The 19,882-nt window shown below is 71.3% G+C and carries 21 protein-coding genes; 1 reads left to right on the top strand and 20 read right to left on the bottom strand.

What is annotated here, in order from left to right:
- The 6 genes from rlmN to MXD58_RS04975 all read right to left on the bottom strand — a co-directional run.
- Nucleotides 1–1,259 (bottom strand): dual-specificity RNA methyltransferase RlmN (gene rlmN, locus MXD58_RS05000; protein WP_250609077.1); only part of this gene is annotated, 1,259 nt, incomplete at its 3' end.
- 80 nt (nucleotides 1,260–1,339) lie between these two features.
- Nucleotides 1,340–2,299, bottom strand: coding sequence for a phosphatidate cytidylyltransferase (locus MXD58_RS04995; RefSeq protein ID WP_248841323.1), 960 nt, complete (start codon nucleotides 2,297–2,299; stop codon nucleotides 1,340–1,342).
- Nucleotides 2,300–2,458: 159 nt separating this feature from the next.
- The gene (gene frr, locus MXD58_RS04990; protein WP_248841324.1) at nucleotides 2,459–3,016 is read right to left on the bottom strand and encodes a ribosome recycling factor; all 558 of its coding nucleotides are present in this window, start codon (nucleotides 3,014–3,016) and stop codon (nucleotides 2,459–2,461) included.
- Nucleotides 3,017–3,368: 352 nt separating this feature from the next.
- Nucleotides 3,369–3,983 (bottom strand): translation elongation factor Ts, encoded by a 615-nt coding sequence (locus MXD58_RS04985; RefSeq protein ID WP_248841325.1) that lies wholly within the window; start codon nucleotides 3,981–3,983, stop codon nucleotides 3,369–3,371.
- Between the two features lie 269 nt (nucleotides 3,984–4,252).
- Nucleotides 4,253–5,206 (bottom strand): 30S ribosomal protein S2, encoded by a 954-nt coding sequence (rpsB, locus tag MXD58_RS04980; RefSeq protein ID WP_248840859.1) that lies wholly within the window; start codon nucleotides 5,204–5,206, stop codon nucleotides 4,253–4,255.
- Between the two features lie 841 nt (nucleotides 5,207–6,047).
- Nucleotides 6,048–6,212, bottom strand: a complete 165-nt coding sequence (locus MXD58_RS04975; protein ID WP_248840924.1) for a hypothetical protein — start codon at nucleotides 6,210–6,212, stop codon at nucleotides 6,048–6,050.
- On the opposite strand from MXD58_RS04975, the gene MXD58_RS30995 reads away from it, so the two are divergent.
- Nucleotides 6,178–6,825: a murein hydrolase activator EnvC family protein gene (locus MXD58_RS30995; RefSeq protein ID WP_374615648.1), complete on the top strand. Its 648-nt coding sequence runs from the start codon at nucleotides 6,178–6,180 to the stop codon at nucleotides 6,823–6,825. The genes MXD58_RS04975 and MXD58_RS30995 overlap by 35 nt on opposite strands.
- Nucleotides 6,826–6,842: 17 nt before the next feature.
- Here the strand turns inward: MXD58_RS30995 and MXD58_RS04970 are convergent, their stop codons facing one another.
- The 14 genes from MXD58_RS04970 to ftsY all read right to left on the bottom strand — a co-directional run.
- Nucleotides 6,843–7,871 (bottom strand): tyrosine recombinase XerC, encoded by a 1,029-nt coding sequence (locus MXD58_RS04970; protein ID WP_308301906.1) that lies wholly within the window; start codon nucleotides 7,869–7,871, stop codon nucleotides 6,843–6,845.
- 269 nt (nucleotides 7,872–8,140) lie between these two features.
- Nucleotides 8,141–9,301 carry a DNA-processing protein DprA gene (gene dprA, locus MXD58_RS04965; protein ID WP_248840860.1) on the bottom strand — a complete coding sequence of 387 codons (1,161 nt, stop codon included), beginning with the start codon at nucleotides 9,299–9,301 and terminating at the stop codon, nucleotides 8,141–8,143.
- A 170-nt stretch (nucleotides 9,302–9,471) separates the two neighbouring features.
- A complete protein-coding gene (locus tag MXD58_RS04960) occupies nucleotides 9,472–11,007 on the bottom strand; it encodes a YifB family Mg chelatase-like AAA ATPase (protein ID WP_248840861.1) in 1,536 nt (511 codons plus the stop codon).
- Nucleotides 11,007–11,363: a YraN family protein gene (locus tag MXD58_RS04955; protein WP_248840862.1), complete on the bottom strand. Its 357-nt coding sequence runs from the start codon at nucleotides 11,361–11,363 to the stop codon at nucleotides 11,007–11,009. Before MXD58_RS04955 ends, MXD58_RS04960 begins: the two co-directional genes overlap by 1 nt.
- A 179-nt stretch (nucleotides 11,364–11,542) precedes the next feature.
- On the bottom strand, nucleotides 11,543–11,839 hold the full coding sequence (locus tag MXD58_RS04950) for a DUF2469 domain-containing protein (RefSeq protein ID WP_248821766.1): 297 nt from the start codon (nucleotides 11,837–11,839) through the stop codon (nucleotides 11,543–11,545).
- Nucleotides 11,836–12,558, bottom strand: coding sequence for a ribonuclease HII (locus MXD58_RS04945; protein WP_248840919.1), 723 nt, complete (start codon nucleotides 12,556–12,558; stop codon nucleotides 11,836–11,838). The genes MXD58_RS04950 and MXD58_RS04945 overlap by 4 nt, the downstream gene beginning before the upstream one ends.
- Nucleotides 12,555–13,358: a signal peptidase I gene (gene lepB / locus MXD58_RS04940; protein WP_374615643.1), complete on the bottom strand. Its 804-nt coding sequence runs from the start codon at nucleotides 13,356–13,358 to the stop codon at nucleotides 12,555–12,557. The genes MXD58_RS04945 and lepB overlap by 4 nt, the downstream gene beginning before the upstream one ends.
- A gap of 515 nt (nucleotides 13,359–13,873) precedes the next feature.
- The gene (gene rplS, locus MXD58_RS04935) at nucleotides 13,874–14,230 is read right to left on the bottom strand and encodes a 50S ribosomal protein L19 (protein WP_248840863.1); all 357 of its coding nucleotides are present in this window, start codon (nucleotides 14,228–14,230) and stop codon (nucleotides 13,874–13,876) included.
- Between the two features lie 281 nt (nucleotides 14,231–14,511).
- Nucleotides 14,512–15,249, bottom strand: a complete 738-nt coding sequence (trmD, locus tag MXD58_RS04930) for a tRNA (guanosine(37)-N1)-methyltransferase TrmD (protein WP_248840864.1) — start codon at nucleotides 15,247–15,249, stop codon at nucleotides 14,512–14,514.
- 36 nt (nucleotides 15,250–15,285) lie between these two features.
- A complete protein-coding gene (gene rimM, locus MXD58_RS04925) occupies nucleotides 15,286–15,843 on the bottom strand; it encodes a ribosome maturation factor RimM (protein WP_248840865.1) in 558 nt (185 codons plus the stop codon).
- Between the two features lie 53 nt (nucleotides 15,844–15,896).
- The gene (locus MXD58_RS04920; RefSeq protein WP_009742328.1) at nucleotides 15,897–16,130 is read right to left on the bottom strand and encodes an RNA-binding protein; all 234 of its coding nucleotides are present in this window, start codon (nucleotides 16,128–16,130) and stop codon (nucleotides 15,897–15,899) included.
- Complete coding sequence (gene rpsP / locus MXD58_RS04915) at nucleotides 16,131–16,595, bottom strand: 30S ribosomal protein S16 (RefSeq protein ID WP_248840866.1); 465 nt, start codon at nucleotides 16,593–16,595, stop codon at nucleotides 16,131–16,133. It abuts the gene before it with no gap.
- A 236-nt stretch (nucleotides 16,596–16,831) separates the two neighbouring features.
- Complete coding sequence (ffh, locus tag MXD58_RS04910) at nucleotides 16,832–18,400, bottom strand: signal recognition particle protein (RefSeq protein ID WP_248840867.1); 1,569 nt, start codon at nucleotides 18,398–18,400, stop codon at nucleotides 16,832–16,834.
- A gap of 455 nt (nucleotides 18,401–18,855) precedes the next feature.
- The coding region (gene ftsY / locus MXD58_RS04905) for a signal recognition particle-docking protein FtsY (RefSeq protein WP_250609076.1) at nucleotides 18,856–19,882 on the bottom strand (1,027 nt) is incomplete at its 5' end.

The following is a 19,882-nucleotide window of genomic DNA, read 5'->3' as shown; positions in this document are numbered from 1 at the left end:
TCATGCGGATCACACCCACGCCCGCGGGCCCGGACCGCTCCGGGTGCCGGGGCCCCCGCCCGCGCCGGGGGGGGGGCCGGGTGGGGTCGGCCGGCGGCGGGGGGCGGTGCGGCCGCCAGGGCCCCCCACGCCGCCGCGATCTCCCTGCCGCGGGTGTCACGCACGGTCGTGGCGATGCCGCGCTCGCGCAGCCTGCGGACGAACGCCCGCTGGCCCGCGGGCGCGCTTGCCTGCCACGACGAGCCGTCGGTCGGGTTGAGCGGGATCAGGTTCACGTGGGCGAGGCGGCCGACCAGCAGGGCCGCGAGCGCCTCGGCCCGGCCCGGATCGTCGTTCACCCCGTCGATCAGGGCGTACTCGATGCTGATCCGTCGGCCGGTCAGCTCGGCGTACTCCCACGCGGCCGCGAGCGCCTCGGCGACCGGCCAGCGGTTGTTGATCGGCACCAGGGTGTCGCGAAGCTCGTCGTCGGGGGCGTGCAGGGACAGCGCGAGGGTCACCGGCAGCCCCTCGGTCGCCAGCCGGCGCATGGCGGGCACCAGGCCAACCGTGCTGACGGTCAGGCCACGGGCCGACAGGCCGAGCCCCTCCGGCGGCGCGGCGACCAGCCGGCGCAGGGCCGCCGTCACCGCGGCGTAGTTCGCCAGCGGCTCCCCCATGCCCATGAACACCACGTTCGACAGCCGCGCCGTGCCGCCCGCCAGCTCACCGCGACGGATCACCCGGGCGGCGTGGACAACCTGCTCCACGATCTCGCCGGTCGACAGGTTCCGGGTGAGACCGCCCTGCCCGGTCGCACAGAACGGACAGCCCATGCCGCAGCCGGCCTGGCTGGAGACGCAGACGGTCGCCCGGTCCGGGTACCGCATGATCACAGACTCGAGCAGCGCGCCATCCGCGGCGCGCCACGCGGTCTTGCGAGTTCGGCCGTCGTCGCAGCTCTGCGTCCTGGCGGCGGCCAGCAGCCGCGGCAGCAACGCGTCCACGAGCGGGCCGCGGACCCGTTCGGGCAGGTCGGTCATCGCGTCGGCGTCATCGGCGTCGATCAGCCGGGTGAAGTAGTGCCGCGAGAGCTGGTCGGCCCGGAACGCCGGCTGACCCAGCGACACCGCGACCTGGCGGCGTTCCTCCCCGGAGAGATCTGCGAGATGCCGGGCCGGTCGAGTGGTCCGCCGCGTGAGCGACAGGGCGACGCGCCCGCCGTCCCCGGCGGGGGTCTGTCCGTCCGGGGACACGGATTCGGCGGTCGTGGAAGTCATCGCGGGTCCAGTGTGCCAGGCGATTGCCGTCCAGACGAATGCGGCAATCGACTACGGAGCGTGGAACGTTTCCGACGCCGCTAGCCGAGGAAGGCGCTCAGCAGCAGCCAGGCGATGGGCGCGGTACACAGCATCGAGTCCAGCCGATCCATGATCCCGCCATGCCCGGGCAGCAGGTTGCCCATGTCCTTGATGCCGATGTCCCGCTTGAGCAGCGATTCGCCGAGGTCCCCGATCGTGGCCGCGCCGGCGGTGGCCAGGCCGAAAAGCACCCCCTGCCAGGCAGGCGCGCCGAGGGGCCAGCCGACCAGAATGGCCCCCATCGCCATGCAGGCGATCATCGACCCGGCGAACCCCTCCCACGACTTGCCCGGCGACACGCTCGGCGCCATCTTGTGCCGCCCGCCGGAAAGCACGCCGGCCGCGTACCCGCCCACATCGCTGGCCACCACGGTGGCGATGAAGGCCGTGACCCGCCAGCTGCCGTCCGACGGCGCGGTCAGCAACGCCGCGAACCCGGCGGGAAAGCCGCCGTAGCCGGCCACGAAACCAATGCCGGCGATGTCGCGGACGAGACCGTCAGCCGGTCCGGCGAGCCGGACCGCGATCCCCGCGCCGATGGTGGCGGCCAGCGTCAGCACGAGGCCGGTTGTCCCCGCGGCGTACGCCGCGGGTGGCATCGCCAGCGCCCCGGCGACCAGGGGAGGGGCCGGAACCCGTACGCCGGTGAGACGCACCGCGCGGATGATCTCGGTGGTTCCCACGGCAACAGCCACCGCGACGACACCGACGAAGGCGGCCCGGAATATCACCAGCGGAACGATGATGACCGCGCCGAGCATCAGGCCCACCGCGATCGCTGCCGGGAGGTCACGACCTGCGCGGGATCGCCGAGGCGGATTCGTTGTGGCTTCCGCCGCCGACGTGGTACCGGCCTCGGCTGGTGGCGGGCCGGTCCATGCCTGCGCGGAGGCGCCGGGCCCGCCCGCGCTTGCGTGCTGATCGCCGTCAACCACGACTGGGCCGTCGGTCGCCGTCATGAGGACCTGCATCTCGACAGAAACGGACAGGACGGGCGTCGGCTCCGCGGCGCACGGCTGGCCGTCGGCGCGTCGTCCCGATCGAGCACGTCTGGATGGTGCGGGACGCGGCGTCCACACCGGCGGCCGAGATACGCGGAGTCAGAACGACGAGCGGAGTCAGACCGACAACAGGTCCGATTCCTTGATTCGCAGCAGCTCGTCCACCTGCCCGACATACCGGTGCGTGGCCTCGTCCAGGTCCTTTTCTCCCCGTCGACCCTCGTCCTCGCCGGCGTCACCATCACGGACGATCCGGTCGATGCTGTCCTTGGCATGGCGCCGGACGTTGCGAATGCTGATCTTGGCGTCCTCGGCCTTGGTGCGCGCCACCTTCACCAGGTCGCGGCGCCGCTGCTCGGAAAGCTCCGGAAAGACGATGCGGATGATCGTGCCGTCGTTGCTCGGGTTCACGCCCAGGTCCGAGTCACGGACCGCCTTCTCGACCGCGCCCAGGGACGACTTGTCGTAGGGCGTAATGATCACCATGCGCGGCTCGGGAATGTGGAACGAGGCGAGCTGTTGCACCGGTGTCGGTGCGCCGTAGTAGTCCACCAGAATCTTGGAGAAGACTGCGGGCGTGATGCGGCCGGTGCGGATGTTCGCGAAGTCCTCCTTGGCGACCGAGACGGCCTTCTCCATCTTCTCCTCGGCATCGAGAAGCGTGTCGTCGATCACCGCTGTTCCTTCCGTCCGCTCCGACTCGCCGACATCCACCCGGCACCATAGGTTGCGGTGCGGGGCTGCCCGGCCAGGACATCATCACCCGCGATCCACCGGACGACACGGGCTGCTGCCCGGGCGCGCGGGAGACCGTCCGACAACTACTGCCGCCTGGACCCCGTGACCCGCAGGCGCATTGTCCCGCACGAGGTCGCCGACGGGCGGCCGGGGGTGACACGCCACGCCGGACACGCCGATCAGCCGTCTGCCGGCCTGGAACCAGGCGATGTCCGACACGCCGCCTGGACGCCCACCGCGCCGTACGCCCGGATCGGCCGACGATCGTCGGCCGATCCGGACCTCACGGTCAGGCCTGCCGGATGTTGAAGCGAGCGAACCGGCCAACCTCGATCTTCTCGCCGAGAGAGGCCGCCGCCTGGTCGAGCAACGCCCGGATGGTGATCTTGCCGTCCTTCACCCATGCCTGGTCAAGCAGCACGGTGGCCTTCACGTACCCGTTGACCCGGCCCTCGACGATCTTCGTGATCGCCTGCTCGGGCTTGCCTTCCTCCCGAGCGGCCGCCTCGTAGATCTTCCGCTCCGCTTCCAGGACCTCGTTCGGAATCTGCTCCGGGGAGACGTAAAGCGGGTCGGCGGCGGCGATGTGCTGCGCGAGGTCACGAGCGAGCTGCTTGAAGTCCTCGGTCTTCGCCACGAAGTCCGTCTCGCAGCGCAGCTCGACCATGACGCCGAGGGTCGGCGGCAGCTGCGGGTCCGTCCGGTGCAGGTAGGACTCGACCAGGCCGTTGGCCGCGCTGCGCGTCGCCCGCTTGGCGACCTGCGCCTTGCCCTTCTCCCGCAGCCACGCCTTGGCCTTCTCGACGTCGCCGTCGTGGTCGACCAACGCCTTCTTGACGTCGCTCATCCCGGCCCCGGTCAGCTCCCGGAGCTTGCGGATGTCAGCGGCTGTGATGTCTGCCATGGTGCTCTTCTCGTCGGTGTGGGTCGAATGCTCTCGTTGTCCTACGGGCGCCGCTGGTCGCCGGATTCCCGGGGCGGCTGGCGCCGAGGCCGGTCTGGCGGCCTCGGCGCCAGACGTGAACTCACGACGAGGATCCGCCGGTGACCCGCCGGGTCACCGGCGCCGCAGGCTGCGCCCGATAATCAACAGCGTCGGCGGCCCGACCCCGCCGCGAGCCGCCGATCCGTGCAGGCGCGCCGAGCGCCACGGGGGCTCGGCGCGCCAACAGTTCAGACTCCCGAACCGACCGTCTCGCCCGAGGGCGCGTCGGCGGTGGAATTCGACTCGGCAGAGGTAACCGGCTCGGCGGTGACTTCCTCAGCGACGGCAATCGGCTCGGCGGCCGCTGCCGGCTCGGCGGCGGAGTCCGACTCGGCGACGGCCGGCTGCTCACCGTTCGCCGGCGCGACGCCCTCTCCGCGCAGCACTGCCTGCTCCCACTCCGCGAGCGGCTCCTCGCCAGTGGGCTCAGGCTTGGCATCGGAACTCGAGGCACCGGCCCGGGAGCGCAGACCGTCGGCGACCGCGTCGGCGACCACCCGGGTGAGCAGTGCCGCGCTGCGGATCGCGTCGTCATTGCCCGGGATCGGGTAGTCGACCTCGTCGGGGTCGCAGTTGGTGTCGAGGATCGCCACCACCGGGATACCCAACTTGCGGGCCTCGCCGACCGCGATGTGCTCCTTCTTCGTGTCAACGACCCAGACCGCACTCGGCACGCGGCTCATGTCGCGGATACCACCGAGAGTCCGCTCAAGCTTGGCCTTCTCCCGAGACAGCACGAGTTGTTCCTTCTTCGTGCGGACCTCGGTACCGCCGGTCACTTCGATCTCCTCGAGCTCCTTGAGCCGCTGGAGACGCTTGTAGACGGTCGAGAAGTTGGTCAGCATGCCGCCGAGCCAACGCTCCTTGACGTACGGCATACCGACCCGGGCGGCCTGCTCCTCGATGGCCTCCTGAGCCTGCTTCTTCGTGCCGATGAACAGCACCGTTCCGCCGTGCGCCACGGTCTCCTTGACGAAGTCGTAGGCCCGGTCGATGTAGGAAAGGGTCTGCTGCAGGTCGATGATGTAAATGCCGTTGCGCTCGGTGAAGATGTAGCGCTTCATCTTCGGGTTCCAGCGCTTGGTCTGGTGCCCGAAGTGCACGCCGCTCTCGAGCAGTTGCTTCATGGTGACGACGGCCATGGCACGTCGCTCCTTTCCGTCCGGACACGCCGGACGCCTCGGTTCTGACGGCGCCGCCTCGCGGCGACACCCCTGACGCCCTGTGGTCATGGCCGCCGCTACGCGACGGACCGAGGAGACCCCTCCAGCGGCCTGACTACTGCCGGTAGAAGCGGGCGTGCGAACTGAGCTCGCAGTACGAGCCCTGCGGCGATGATACCCGCCCTGGCCATGCGGCCCAGCCGGTAACTCGGCGGCCACCCGGCTTGGGCGCTGGACCGAACGTTCGTCACCAGATGACCCGGTTCACGCAGCAGCCTCGACGATCTCCATGGGAAGTCCGCGATCACGAGCCCAAGCGAGCACGATGCCGCGCCCGAGCCGGTCCCCGGTCCCCGGTCCCCGGTCCCCGGTCCGAGCCTGAAACGCCTGGCCTGAGGCAACGCGGGGACACACGACGCAAGGACGTTATCCACAGGCGAAGAGTCCTCGCTACCCAAAGGCGGCGAGCCGGCGCACCGTGGAGTTCGACCGACCCGCCGCTCTCGCGGGCCGGTCGAGCGGCGGCCGGGTCCACCCCCGGACCGTGCCCGGCCGCCGCACCTCCCCCGACCCCGGAGGTCAGCGCCGCCGTGCCCCGAATGCCCCGCACCGACCCGCTCTGGCTCGTGATCCCGGCGCTCGCGCTGCTGATCGCGCTTGGCTGGCCGACCCGATTCCCCGTCAACCCGCGCTCGGACGCGGCGACGATGATCGCCCCGACTCGCGGTCCAGGCACGTCGCGTGCCGCCATCGTCTCCGGTCGAATCGAGTCGGCCGCGCGTGGTGGCACCAGCTCGGCCGATCCGATGGGCGCGGTGCCCTACCTGAGGGGTATTCCGAGTCCCGGCACGTCGAGCGGCGTGCCGGCCAGCGCCGGGCCGAGCAGTCCCCCACCGCGCGCCGCGACATCGGCGCCGCCCACTCGGGGCGAGGCGGCCGTCGCGACGGCGATGGCGCCAAGCGTGGCCGTGCCGGCCTCACCCACGGGAGACCGCGGCACCGGCCCGGTCCCACCCTCCCCGGAAACCAACCCCCGCCTCCCCGGGCCGCGTGCCACCCGACCCGGGGATCCCTGGCGGCCGGCCCTGTCCCCGCCGGCCGCCGAACAGTCGGGCGGCGGCGCGTCCCCACCCCCTGCGCCGCCGCCCGGCGCCTCGACCGCTCGAACCGCGTTCGACGGCAGACCCGTGCTCCGCTGGCCGCTTGGCGGCCAGGTGTCGGTCTCTCGCGCGTTCGAGCGTCCGGCGAGCCCCTTCGGCCCCGGACATCGAGGTATCGATCTTCAGGCCCTGCCCGGAACGCCGATCCGGGCCGCGGGGGACGGCACAGTGAGCTATGCCGGGCCCGTGGCGGGACGCGGGGTGGTAGTAGTCAGTCACGGCGCTGTCCGCACGACGTACGAACCTCTGGTCCCGACCGTCCGCGTCGGTGACACAGTGCGAGCCGGAGATCAACTAGGTCGGCTCGCCCCCGGCCACCCCGGGTGCCCCGGCGCGGCCTGCCTGCACTGGGGTCTGCTGCGCGCAGCGGACTACCTCGACCCACTCGCCTCGTTCCGGCGGGTGTCGCCACGCCTGCTTCCGGTGAGCCGCCGCTGAGCCGGCGCGCGGCGGCCTCAGGCCCGCGGATGGGCCTGCTCGAAGGCGGCTCGGAGCCGTTCCGGCGTCACGTGCGTGTAGATCTGCGTGGTCGCGAGGCTCGCGTGGCCGAGAAACTCCTGGACCGATCGCAGATCCGCGCCGCCTTCCAGCATGTGGGTCGCCGCCGAGTGACGCAGCCCGTGCGGCGTGAGGCCCGAAGGTACGAGGCCGGCCGCGGCGCAGCGCTCAAGAATCCGCCTTACAGCCCGCGGATCCAGACGCCCGCCGCGCTGGCCCACCAGCAGGGCAGAACCCGCGTTCGGCGTCGCCAGCACCGGGCGACCCGAGGAGGCCCGCCAACCACGGAGCGCTCCCGCCGCAGGCACACCGAAGGGGACGCTCCGTTCCCGCCCACCCTTGCCGCGCACGCGCAGCAGCCGCCGGTCATCGTCGACATCAACGAGGTCCAGTCCGCACAACTCCGACACCCGGATGCCGCTGCCGTACAGCAACTCCAGCACTGCCGCGTCACGCAGCCGGAGTGCGTCCTGAACGGCAATCTCGCGCCCACGCCGCGTAGACCGCTCCGCGGAGGCTCCGCTGGAGGCGGCGGGGCGGTTCGTCAGCGCGGGTGGTCCGCCGGCCAGCGCGGGCCCGGCACGCATCAGATCTCGAGCGGCCTCGACGCTGAGGATCTGCGGTAGCTGTCGACGTGCGCGCCCACCGACCAGACGCGCTGCCACGTCGGCGGCCAGATACCCGCGGCGCGCGGCAAAAGCCGAGAACACCCTGGCCAGCGATGCCCGCCGAGCCAGTGTCGCCGGCGCGGCGCCAGCCACGCGCATCGTCGCCAGCCAGCTCCGAAGGATCGCGAGGTCCAGGTCGGCGAGATCCGGGACGCCGGCCCGTGACGCGTGTGCGCGCAGGCCGGCAAGGTCGGCCGAATAGGCCCGAACCGTCTCCGGCGACCGGTTCAGCTCGGCGACGAGGTAACGCCGGAAGGCGGTGATGGCCTCAGTCCAGCCAGCCGCACGCTCGGCCTCGCTGCCCGGGGCCGTCGTCACCGGCCGTGACAGCTCGCCGTGGCCCGCGGCCGCGGCTGGTCGCGCGTCCTGCCCAGCCAGCTCACCCCCACCTTCCCACGGTCGGACCGGCATGCCCATCGCATGGCCCTGCGCTGCGCCAGCAGCCGTCCGCCCGGAACCAGTCCCACCGTAGGAGGCCATGAGTGGACCGTTGTCCCAGCGGGTCATCGGCGTCAAGGCCGCAGTGGCGGCCGGTCCGGAACTGGTCACCCGGCTCCGGACCGGCCGCCCGCGGCCAGAACCGTCCGTCAGCCTGGCCCACCTCGCGTCGAGGGGCTGGACGGGGCCCGGCCGAGCGCGGTGAGCCGGTAACCGGCGGGAACACTCTCGACGAGTCCCTCCACCACGAGCGGGCCCAGCATCGCCAGTACCTCCTCCGAGCGCAGCGACAGCTCACGGGCCAGCACGGCGACGCCCACCGCTGCCCGTGGCGGCATCGCGTCGAGCAGTGCCCGAACGACCTCGGACAGGCTGTCCCGGACTCCGCCGAGCAGGGGGCGAGGAGCGAACCGTCCGATCCCAGCGACCTCCTCACCGATGTCGTCGGCGCCGGTCACCAACACGGTCTGTTCACGAAAGTCGCGCAGAAGCCGATGGCAACCAGCGCTCATCGCGCTTGTCACCGGCCCGGGAACCGCCATCACCTGTCGGCCGAGCCTGCGGGCGTGCGCGACCGTGTTGAGGGCGCCGCTGCGCAGACCCGCCTCCACGATCACCGTGCCGCGGGACAGCGCGGCGATCACCCGATTGCGGGTCAGGAACCGACGACGATAGGGAGGCGTACCAGGCGCCACCTCGCTGACGAGGGCACCTGCCCGCGTGATCTCCGCCAGCAGGTCGACATGTGCGGCCGGGTATGGCACATCCACCCCGCCCGCCAGGACGGCGACGGTCGGTCCGCCGCCCGCCAGCGCGCCCCGGTGAGCGGCCGCATCGATACCGAAGGCGGCCCCCGACACGATTGCCCAGCCCTGCTCCGCCATCGCGAAGGCGATCTCCCCGGCCTGATGCAGGCCATAGCTCGTCGCGGCTCGACAGCCCACCACCGCGATCGAGCGGGCGGCCACGTCGCGCAGATCGGCCGCGCCCCGAACCCACAGGCACAGTGGTGCTCCAACAGCGCTGCCGTCGCCCTCATCGCGGACCCGGTCGAGGGCGTCGAGCTCGACCGGCCACTCCGGGTCCTCCGGGCACACCAGTCGGGCTCCGGCGCGCGAGGCGGCGTCCAGGTCTCGACGGGGATCGACGCCAGGATGGTCCTGGCGGACCTCGTCCCACACGGCGGCGGCGCCGCGGCGCCCCACCTCGATGGCGATTCGCTGGTGCTCGGGTCCGTAGGCACGGGCCAACGCGACCCTGGCGAGCCGCTGCGCATCCGCGTCCTGGCTGCTGCCGCCGGCGTCGGGCACACTCCCGAGCCACGCTTGCACATCAGGCTCAGCAACACCGTCGTGCCACGGCAGGTGACCGAGTTCCGCCGAGCCGGGCCCGCCATCGGACCCGGGCGATCCGCGTCGGCTGGCCATCGGCCGCCCGTGTTGATCGGGAGCGTCGGGGCCCAGGTGACTGCCTTCCCCGTTCATGCGGCCCAGCCTGGCAACCGCAGCTCCAGAGCGACCCCGAACTGATCTGGACCAGGTGCTGGGCGCCCCGCGAGATCGGCGAGGGTCCAGGCCAGCCGGAGCACCCGATCGAGCCCGCGGGCCGTCAGCATCCCCCGTTCGAAGGCCCGTTCCGCGAGCGCCGTGGCCTTCGCCGGCAGCGGCCAGTGACGACGCAGCGCGGGTCCCGGCACTTCCGCGTTGGCCCGCCAGGGCGTTCCGGCTAGCCGGATGCTCGCGAGGCGACGGGCCTGGGCCACCCTGGCGGCGACGGCGGTCGAGGACTCGCAGCGCTCGGCGTCGGCCCTGAGCTCCGCGCGGCTGGGCGCGTTCAACGCGACCTGGATGTCGATGCGGTCCAGCAGCGGACCGGAAAGCCTCGCCAGGTAGCGGCGCCGCACGAGGCTCGGGCACTCACACCCGGTTCCACGCGGGCCGCGGGCCTTCGAACAGGGACAGGGGTTCGCCGCGAGAACCAGTTGGAACCGGGCGGGAAAGCGGGCGACGACGCGCGCCCGGGCGACCTCGATCGCACCGCTCTCCAGCGGCTGGCGCAGCGCATCGAGCGCGGGGCGGGAGAACTCCGGCGCCTCGTCCAGCAGCAGAACCCCGCGATGGGCCTGGCTGGCCAGACCCGGCCGGACCACCGCGGAACCCGAACCGATCAGCGCGGCCGGTGTGGCACTGTGATGAGGACTGCGGAACGGCGGCCGGGTCACCATCGGACAGTCCGCTGGCAGCACTCCCGCCACCGAGTGCACCGCGGTGACCTCCAGCGACGCCTCGCGGGTGAGCGCGGGCAACAGGCCGGGGAGACGTTCCGCGAGCATGGTCTTCCCGCTGCCGGGTGGCCCCTGCATGTAGAGGTGGTGGCCGCCGGCGGCGGCCACCTCGACGGCCAGACGCCCTCTGCTCTGGCCTGCGACGTCCGCGAGATCCCCCCGTGTGGCGTCCTCGGACGCCGGCCGAGCCGGCGGTGGCACCGGCACCGCCGGTGTCTGCTCTCCGCGCAGCAGGGCGAGCACACCGGCCAGGGTGGCGACCGGCTCGATCAGCGCTCCCGGTACCAGCGCGGCCTCAGCGGCGTTGGCGGTAGGCACGACGACCCTCTCGATACCGGCGGTCACCGCCCGCAGGACAGCCGGCAGCACCCCTCGGACCTCCCGCACACGACCGTCGAGCGCGAGCTCCCCGATGAAGACCCTGCCCAGCAGCGCTGCGCCGGGTACGACCGCAGCCGCACCGAGGACAGCGACCGCCATCGCCAGATCAAATCCGCTGCCGGTCTTCGGCAGCGTGGCCGGGAACAGGCCGAGGGTGATGCGACGGTTCGGCCAGTCCTCGCCGGAGTTGACCACTGCCGCACGGATGCGATCGCGTGCCTCGTGCAGCGAGGCGTCCGGGAGGCCGATGAGCGTCAGGCGGGGAATACCGAGGGCGAGGTCGGCCTCCACCTCGACGAGATGGCCCTCGACGCCCACCACGGCCACCGCCCGCGAGCGGGCAAGCGGCATCAGAACGCACCCCGCAGGTGCTCCACGCCCACCGGCCCGGTCCGCTGACGGGACACCAGCACCACGTCGAAGCGTACCGGCGACGGCTCATGGGGATGCTCGGCGAGCCAGCGAGCTGCCAGCCTTCGGATCCGTGCGGCCTTGCGGCCCACCACGGCCTCGGCGCCGGAGCCATAACGCACTCCGGACCTGGTCTTGACCTCGCAGAACACGAGTGTGCCGCCGTCGCGGACGACCACATCGAGCTCACCGTCGCGACACCGCCAGTTGCGGTCGAGGATCACCGCGCCGCCAGCAGCCAGGTGCTGGCAGGCGACCTCCTCGCCGAATCTGCCCAGCTCGTCCTTCGCAGCCATCGCGCCGCTCCCGTCCGCCGGGGGACACTCGCCCGCCGGCCGGTCCTCAGCGTCCGCGGATCAGCTGGCGTAAACCAGACCAAAGATCAACCTGTGGAAAGCGGCACGCTGTCCACAGGCGAGGCGGCGAGATCAGCGGGGCGCCCCGCGACCGGGGTAGACCTGGGAGGTGCAGCGCCTCAGAGCTCCGCCTTGGTCAGCTCTTCCACGTTGATGTCCTTGAAAGTCACAACCCGCACGTTCTTTACGAATCGGGCAGGACGGAACATGTCCCAGACCCACGCATCGCGCAGCGTCAGCTCGAAGAAGACCTCACCGTCGGCACTGTTACGCACCTCGATCTGGTACTCGTTGGCGAGGTAGAACCGACGTTCCGTCTCGATGACGTACGAGAACAGCCCCACCACGTCCCGGTACTCGCGGTAGAGCTGCAGCTCCATCTCGGTCTCGTACTTTTCGAGGTCTTCCGCGCTCATGCGGTCTCCGTGACGCCGTGCAGGCTGATGGCAGGCACCCTGTCCTCCAGCCGCGATGATCGGGCTTCCCTCGTCGGCACCGCATGCGCGGCCACGTTCACATACGACTTCCGGTGTTCGTCACACGGTCCGTACCTCGTCAGCGCCGCCGCGTGGGCCGCGGTGACGTATCCCTTGTGCTGCGCGAAATCGTACTCGGCATAGCGCGTGTGCAACGCACGCATAATCCGGTCCCTCGTCACCTTCGCCACGATCGAGGCGGCCGCGACACACGCGGCGACTCGATCCCCCTTCATCACCGCCAGCGACTCCGTACCCAGGCCCGCGACCGGAAAGCCATCGGTGAGCACGTACCCCGGTCGTCGGGCGAGCCTGGCCACCGCCCGTCGCATGCCGGTGATGTTGGCCACGTGCACGCCAGTCCCGTCGATCTCGCCGGCGGGAATCACCACCGCCGACCAGTCGTCCGCGACAGCGACAACGTCGTCGTAGAGCCTCTCTCGGACCGGTTCGGTCAACAGCTTCGAATCCGCGAGTCCGGGCACGCGCCGTCTCGCCTCGGGCGGCAGCACCACGGCCGCGACGACGAGCGGGCCAGCACAGGCCCCGCGACCTGCCTCGTCCACGCCCGCGACCGGACCGAGTCCACACCGGTACAGTGCCCGCTCGTAGCCGAACAGGCCGGCGTCCCGCCGAATCACGACGCCGCGCCGTGTCATGGAGATCCGCGCCGCCGCGATAGAGGCGGGCCACCAACAGGAACCGTGCGCCAATCGCCGCGCCGCCTGGCGCGCCACACCGGCACCGCCGCCAGGACGACCAGCGACGCGAGCGGCGGTGGGCCCGATGACGAGCCCACCTGAGCGGACGGCGCCATCGCGGCAGGTGTGGGGGTGGCGGATCCTGGCACAGAGGCGGCCGACGGAATGCCGCTGAACGTCTTCGTCGGTACGCCTAGGAAGCCGAACCGGCTCAGCGGCCACACCCGCACGAAGGCCCTGCCGACCACCTTGCTCTGCGGGATCGGGCCGTTCTGCCGGGCGTCGGACGAAGCGCCACGATGGTCGCCCATCACCCACAGATAGCCCTTGGGGACCTTCACCGGACCAAAGTGCTGGTAGTCGTTCTGGTACACGTAAGGCTCGTCGAGCGGATGGCCGTTGACCGTGACTCGACCTTCGGCGTCGCAGCACGCCACCGTGTCCCCGCCCACAGCGATGACACGCTTGATGAAGTCCGTCTCACTGGGGGCGCCCAGACCAAGCAGGCCCTGCGCCCCGCGGATGAACCTGCTGACGACGTTGGTTGGCTTGGGGACGATCGACTCCGCATGGTCGAACCCCGTGCCCTTGCCGTTGAACACGACGATCTCGCCGCGATGCACATCCCGGAAGTGATAAACGACCTTGTTGACCAACACGCGGTCATTGATCAAAAGGGTTCGTTCCATCGACTCGGACGGAATCCAGAAGGCCTGGACCAGTAGTGCCTTGATGAGCAGCGCGAGCAGGAACGCCACCAGAACGAGTACGGGCAGCTCGCGCAGGAAGGATCCGCGCCCGCGCTGGCCCGACCCGGGCCGGGCGACGCGCCGGGTCCGGTCCGCGACGGCGGATCCCGGCGCGGCCTGCGGCTCCTCGCCGGAGCCGACCCCGCCGGAACGGCCAGGGGCGGCCGACAGGTCGGCGACAGGAATGTCGCCGACCCTGTCGGTTCGATCTTCCGCGGCGTCCGGCGACGCCTGCGGCGGTCGCTCGCCAGCCCGGTGGTCACCCGCCCGCCGATCGTCCACGGGCCGGTCGCCCCCGGCGTCCGGCGGCGGACGATGTCCGCCCGGACTCGATGCGTTCACTCCGCCACCTCGCTGATTCGGCCGTCAGACCTCATCGGACCGGTCGACGTGCCACCAGCCGCCCATCGGGACGCCGTTGCGGACCGTGCTGCCCATCTTGGTCCAAGAACGAGGTCAACACGCGCACGGAGTACCGGCAAGTCGCCAATCAAAGATCCTGGCGGGCACGGGCGCGGAAGATCTCAACGCGCGATCGGATCCCGCTTCTCCTTGATCTTCGCGGCCTTGCCGCGCAGCTGACGCAGGTAGTAAAGCTTCGCGCGACGGACGTCACCCCGGCTGACGATCTCGATCTTCGACACGATCGGGCTGTGCGTCGGGAAGGTGCGCTCGACGCCAACGCCGAAGCTCACCTTTCGCACGGTGAAGGTCTCCCGTACCCCTCCGCCCTGCCGGCGGATGACGGCACCCTGGAAAACCTGGATGCGCTGACGGTTTCCTTCGACGACCCGCACGTGGACCTTGAGGGTGTCGCCCGGCCAGAACTCGGGCACGTCGGTCCTCAGCGACTCGGCGTCGAGGCTGTCCAGGGTGTGCATGGCAGTCGCTTCCTGAAGAAATTGGGAGTGGATCGTCCGCGCTACGGCCAGAGCCGACGGCGAACAACCCGTTGGCCGAGCCCGACCCGGACCGCGCGTCGACAGGCTGCGCCACGGAGAGACATCCCGCAGCGATCACTCGAGCTAAGGCCACCCGAGCCGGTCACGAACCGGCGGACACTGCATTGTACTGTGCCACGCGCTGGACGGCCGCGACCGCATACTCGGGCACCGATCGCCGCGGGCGCCCCACGGTACCGCGCCGACCGCCAGGCGAGCCGTCAGCCGCGCTCCCTTGCCACCGCGTCCAGCACCACCCGGTCGGCAGCAGTGAGATCGACGCCGGCGAGCAGGTCCGGCCGGCGGTCCAGAGTGCGGCGCAGCGCCTGGTCACGCCGCCAGCGGGCAACGGCGCCATGGTCGCCGGATCGCAGCACGGTCGGCACCTCCGCGTCCCGCCACACCTGCGGACGGGTGTACACCGGCGCTTCCAGCAGGCCGTCGGAGAACGAGTCGTCCGCGGCGGAGGCACTGTTGCCCAGCACGCCGGGCCGCAGCCGCGCCACCGCCTCGAGAATCACCAGCGTGGCCACCTCGCCACCGGCCAGGACGTAGTCCCCGATCGAGATCTCGTCATCGGCCCAGGTATCGATCACCCGCGCGTCGATGCCCTCGTACCGGCCGCAGCAGAAGACGAGCCAGGGCTCCTCCGCCAGTTCCTCGGCCCGGCGCTGCGTGAACGGCACACCGGCGGGAGTCGGCACCACGACCCGGGGGCGACGCCCCGGAACCGAGGCTGCGATCTCCGTCAGCGCAGCGTCCCAGGGCTCCGGGCGCATGACCATCCCGGGACCGCCGCCATAGGGGGCGTCATCAACAGTGCGATGGACGTCGGTCGTCCACGTCCGCAGGTCGTGCACGCGGATGTCGAGAGTCCCGCGCTCTCGGGCCCGGCCCACCAGGGACAGCCGCAGCGGCTCAAGGTAGGCGGGAAAGATGGTGATGACGTCAGCACGCATCGACTGCTCCCGGTCGGGCGGACCCGGCGGTGCGGGTCAGTCGAGATCCAGCAGGCCAGTCGGCGGATCCACGATGACGCGGCCGGCCGCGGGATCCACGGTCGGAACGATGTCCCGCACGAACGGGACGAGATGCTCGCCGCCGCCCGGCCGCCCGACCGCGAGCAGGTCACCCGCCGGCGCGTGGATCACATCAGTGATCCGACCGAGACTGTCACCGGTAGTGGTCACGACCTCAAGACCGACCAGGTCCCGGTCCCACCACAGATCGGCCTCGCCGTCCTCCCCCTCGCCCTCGTCGAGAGGTGGGCCGGCTTCGGCCTCGTCGATCGTGAGCAGGACGTCCCGGAGCGCCTCGGCGCTCTCCCGGTCGGCGGCGCCGACGAAGCGGAGCAACAGCCGGCCCGAATGCCACCGCGCGCCAGCGACGGTCAGCGGGGCACCACCACCGGAACGGCCTAGCTCCGCGCCCACGGCGAACCGTCGCTGCGGAACGTCCGTCCGGACCTCGATGGTCACCTCACCACGAAGTCCGTGCGGCTTGCCGATCCGGCCGACCACGATCGGCTCGCCGCGCCGGGCCTCGTCAACCACGGACTGCCCCGCCCCGGAGCGGGACGGTGCCGAACCGGCCGACAGCTGGACGGTCAGCGGTCCACATCGACGACGTCGATCCGCAGTCCGCGACCACCGACACCGCCCATGACAGTGCGCAGCGCGCGAGCTGTGCGGCCGCGCCGGCCGATGACCTTACCGAGGTCGTCGGGATGCACCCGGACCTCGAGGGTCCGCCCGCGCCGGCCATTGTTGAGATCCACCCGGACATCGTCCGGGTGATCGACAATGCCGCGCACGAGATGCTCGAGGGCCGCCTCCAGCACCTACTGCCCCGCGGTCGTCGACGCGTCCGCGGCCGGAGCCTCTGTGGTGGCCGACGCGTCCGCGCCGTCCGCCGAGGCGGCCTTCTTGGCCTTCTTCGGGGTGGTCGCCGGGCGGTCGTCAGCACCCGCGGCGGCACGCGCCGCGGCCTGGAAGATCTCGCGCTTGTCCGGCTTCGGCTCAGCGACCTTCATCGGCGGGGGCGCCGGCAGGTTCTTGAACTTCTGCCAGTCACCAGTGACCTTGAGGATCGCGAGGACCGGCTCGGTGGGCTGGGCGCCGACCGTCAGCCAGTGCTCCACCCGCTCGGAGTCGACCTTGATGATGCTCGGGTCGGACTTCGGGTGGTACTGCCCGATGGCCTCGATGACGCGACCATCCCGCTTGGTGCGGGCGTCGGCGATGACGATGCGGTAGTGCGGCTCGCGCATCTTGCCGAGGCGCTGCAATTTGATCTTGGTTGCCACGGTGGTCGAACGGCTCCAGACGTGTCGGTGACCGCCTAGCCCACGCAAGGGCGGCGTGATCGGCGGCGGGAAGCACCAGCGCCGGAACGACCACTCGAAAGGCTCGAGAACGAGCTTCAGTGGCAGCCACACCGACGCTGGCAGGCAGGGCCTGCAGTAGAGCTTACAGTCTGCCAGATCGCGCGAGAGGCCGGTGGCCCGGGCAGCACCCCGGTCAGATCACCCGGCGGCAACGCTCAGCGACCCTGGCGCGGGCCGTGCGGCGGCTGGCCGCCCAGACCACCCTGCTGCTGGCGCATGAGCGCGGCGAGGTCCGGCATGCCGTCAGGCAGCCCGTCAGGCAGGCCAGGACCCTTCGCGAGACGATCCTGGGACGCCGACTTCTGCGCCTTGGCCTGCGCCGCCCGCGCCGCCGGATTGCCCTTGCGGTTGGCGCCCTTGCCCTTCTTCGGGGCCTTGCGGGCGGAGGCCGCCTTCGCCCGGCCCATCGCGCCGGGCATGCCCATGCCGCCGGCCATCTGCCGCATCATCTTGCGGGCCTCGGTGAACCGGTCGAGCAGCTGGTTGACCTCGGTGACGGTGACCCCGGAGCCGCGGGCGACCCGCGCCTTGCGGGACGCCTGCAGAATCCTCGGGTCGTGCCGTTCCGCCGGCGTCATCGACCGGATGATCGCGACCACCCGGTCGATGTCCCGATCGTCGACCTGGGCCAGTTGCTCCTTCATCTGGCCCATGCCGGGAAGCATGCCGAGCAGGTTGCCGATCGGGCCCATCTTGCGGACCGTGAGCATCTGGTCGAGGAAGTCCTCGAGGGTGAACTCCGAGGCGGCCATCTTCGCGGCCATCGCCTCAGCCTGCTCGGCCTCGAACGCCTTCTCCGCCTGCTCGATCAGGGTGAGCACATCACCCATGCCGAGGATCCGCGACGCCATGCGCTCCGGGTGGAAGACGTCGAAGTCGTCGAGCGTCTCACCGGTGGAGGCGAACATGATTGGTCGCCCGGTCACCTCGGCCACCGACAGCGCCGCGCCGCCGCGCGCATCGCCATCGAGCTTCGTCAGCACCACACCGCTGAACCCGACGCCCTCAGCGAAGGCTCCCGCGGTCGCGACCGCGTCCTGACCGATCATCGCGTCCAGGACGAACAGGATCTCGTCCGGCGAGACGGCGTCCCGGATGTCAGCGGCCTGGCGCATCATCTCCTCGTCGACACCGAGCCGGCCAGCCGTGTCGACGACGACCACGTCGAAGACGTGGCGGCGGGCGTGCGTCAGCGCGTCCCGGGCCACCTGGACCGGGTCGCCGACGCCGTTTCCCGCTTCCGGGGCGAACACCTCGACCCCGGCCCGGGCGCCGACCACCTGGAGCTGGTTGACCGCGTTCGGTCGCTGCAGGTCGGCCGCGACCAGCAGCGGGGTATGGCCCTGGTTGCTCAGCCACCGGCCGAGCTTGCCGGCGAGCGTCGTCTTACCCGTGCCCTGCAGGCCTGCGAGCAGGATGACGGTGGGGGGCGTCTTGGCGAATCGCAGCGTGGTGGTTCCGCCGCCGAGGATCCCGACGAGCTCCTCATTGACGATCTTGATGACCTGCTGGGCCGGATTCAGCGACGCGCTGACGTCAGCGCCCCTCGCCCGCTCCTTGACCGCAGTCACGAAGGTACGAACCACGGGCAGCGCGACATCCGCCTCAAGCAGCGCAACCCGGATCTCCCGGGCGGTCGCGTCGATGTCCGCATCGGTCAGGCGACCCCGACCACGCAGCGACGTGAAGACCTTGTCGAGGCGGCTGGAAAGGGTGTCGAACACGCGCACACTCCGGGATCGCAGGCGGACCGCAGGCACCAGCGTACGCATCCGACGACAAGGACAACACACCCCGCGTCCGAGCACCTCACCGGCGCGATCCGGCGCGGCCGACCACGCGCTCACCCAGACGGAACCGATCGGCGGGGCGCTACCGTCGATACGCCCAGCCCCACACGGGGCGCGACCCGGCGAGGCATACCCGCACGGACCCCGGTCTGGTCATCAACCAGCCGGGCCCGCCCTCTGCACTGAGGACGGCGAGTCGCCTCGCCGGACGCTCACCCCCAGCCTGGAACGCGCCGAGGATCCTGGTCGCGACGTGCCGGGGGCCCGCCGGCCCCCTTCGAGATGAAGCCTAGATCACAGGATCGACAACGGGAAGTCCTTGACACGCGGCGACACCTGTCACTTTGTGGTCCGACCAACGGTCGAGGCACGTTGGTGCCACCAGGCCGTCAGGCGGGCTCGCCCAGCAGCGCGTCGACGAACGCCTCGGGTTCGAACGGTGCCAGGTCATCCGGTCCCTCACCAAGACCGATCAGCTTCACCGGTACGCCCAGCTCACGCTGCACGGCGATCACGATGCCACCCTTGGCGGTGCCGTCCAGCTTCGTCAGGACCACCCCGGTCAGGTCCACGGCCTCGGTGAAGACCCGGGCCTGCACCAGCGCGTTCTGTCCCGTCGTGGCGTCCAGCACCAGCAACACCTCGTCGACCGGGCCGTGCTTGCCGACAACCCTCTTGATCTTCGCGAGTTCGTCCATCAGGCCCAACTTGGTGTGCAGCCTGCCGGCGGTGTCGATCAGCACCGTGTCGGCTGCCGCCTCCACACCCCGCTTCACCGCGTCGAAGGCGACGGACGCCGGATCGCCGCCCTCGGCGCCCCGGACGGTCTCGGCTCCGACCCGCTCACCCCAGGTCTGCAACTGTTCCGCCGCCGCCGCCCGGAACGTGTCGGCCGCGCCCAGCACCACCGTCCGCCCCTCGGCCACCACCAGGCGGGCGATCTTTCCGCAGGTGGTCGTCTTGCCCGTGCCATTGACCCCGACGACCAGCACGACCGCCGGACGGTCCGGCACCGACGTCCGCAGCGAGCGGTCCGTCGTCGTGCCGACCTGGGCCAGCAGCTCGTCTCGCAACATCTCGCGGGCCTGCGCCGGGGTACTCGCACCGAGCACCTTCGTCCGCTCCCGCAGGGCCGCGACAAGCTCGTTCGTGGCCAGGACCCCGACGTCGGCGACCAGCAGGGTCGCCTCGACGTCCTCCCAGGTCTCCTCGTCCAGCCGGTCGCCGGAAAGCAGAGCGAGTAGGCCCTTGCCCAGGGAGTTCTGCGACCGGGCCAGGCGCATCCGCAGCCGGACGAGGCGTCCGTCGCCCGGGGCCGGAGTCTCGACCGGGGGCCGCTGGCGCGGCGGGACAGGTGCCACGGCGGCATCGTCGCCGGTGTCCACCGCGGCGTCGGTAGCCACGGCGGCGCCGGCC

The sequence above is a fragment of the Frankia sp. AgKG'84/4 genome (assembly GCF_023242965.2).
Classification (GTDB): Bacteria; Actinomycetota; Actinomycetes; order Frankiales; family Frankiaceae; genus Frankia.
Note: the sequence above shows the minus strand (reverse complement) of the source record. Positions and strands in the feature narration are given on the sequence as shown.

Bases quoted from the DNA above. Each gene is read 5' to 3' on its own strand.
- rplS (WP_248840863.1), bottom strand. From the start codon at position 14,230: ATGCACACCCTGGACAGCCTCGACGCCGAGTCGCTGAGGACCGACGTG.
- MXD58_RS30995 (WP_374615648.1), top strand. From the start codon at position 6,178: ATGGCGCCAAGCGTGGCCGTGCCGGCCTCACCCACGGGAGACCGCGGC.
- MXD58_RS04950 (WP_248821766.1), bottom strand. From the start codon at position 11,839: ATGAGCGCGGAAGACCTCGAAAAGTACGAGACCGAGATGGAGCTGCAG.
- trmD (WP_248840864.1), bottom strand. From the start codon at position 15,249: ATGCGTGCTGACGTCATCACCATCTTTCCCGCCTACCTTGAGCCGCTG.
- MXD58_RS04955 (WP_248840862.1), bottom strand. From the start codon at position 11,363: ATGGCTGCGAAGGACGAGCTGGGCAGATTCGGCGAGGAGGTCGCCTGC.
- MXD58_RS04960 (WP_248840861.1), bottom strand. From the start codon at position 11,007: ATGCCGCTTGCCCGCTCGCGGGCGGTGGCCGTGGTGGGCGTCGAGGGC.
- MXD58_RS04995 (WP_248841323.1), bottom strand. From the start codon at position 2,299: ATGACGGCGACCGACGGCCCAGTCGTGGTTGACGGCGATCAGCACGCA.
- MXD58_RS04945 (WP_248840919.1), bottom strand. From the start codon at position 12,558: ATGACACGGCGCGGCGTCGTGATTCGGCGGGACGCCGGCCTGTTCGGC.
- MXD58_RS04985 (WP_248841325.1), bottom strand. From the start codon at position 3,983: ATGGCAGACATCACAGCCGCTGACATCCGCAAGCTCCGGGAGCTGACC.
- rpsB (WP_248840859.1), bottom strand. From the start codon at position 5,206: ATGGCCGTCGTCACCATGAAGCAACTGCTCGAGAGCGGCGTGCACTTC.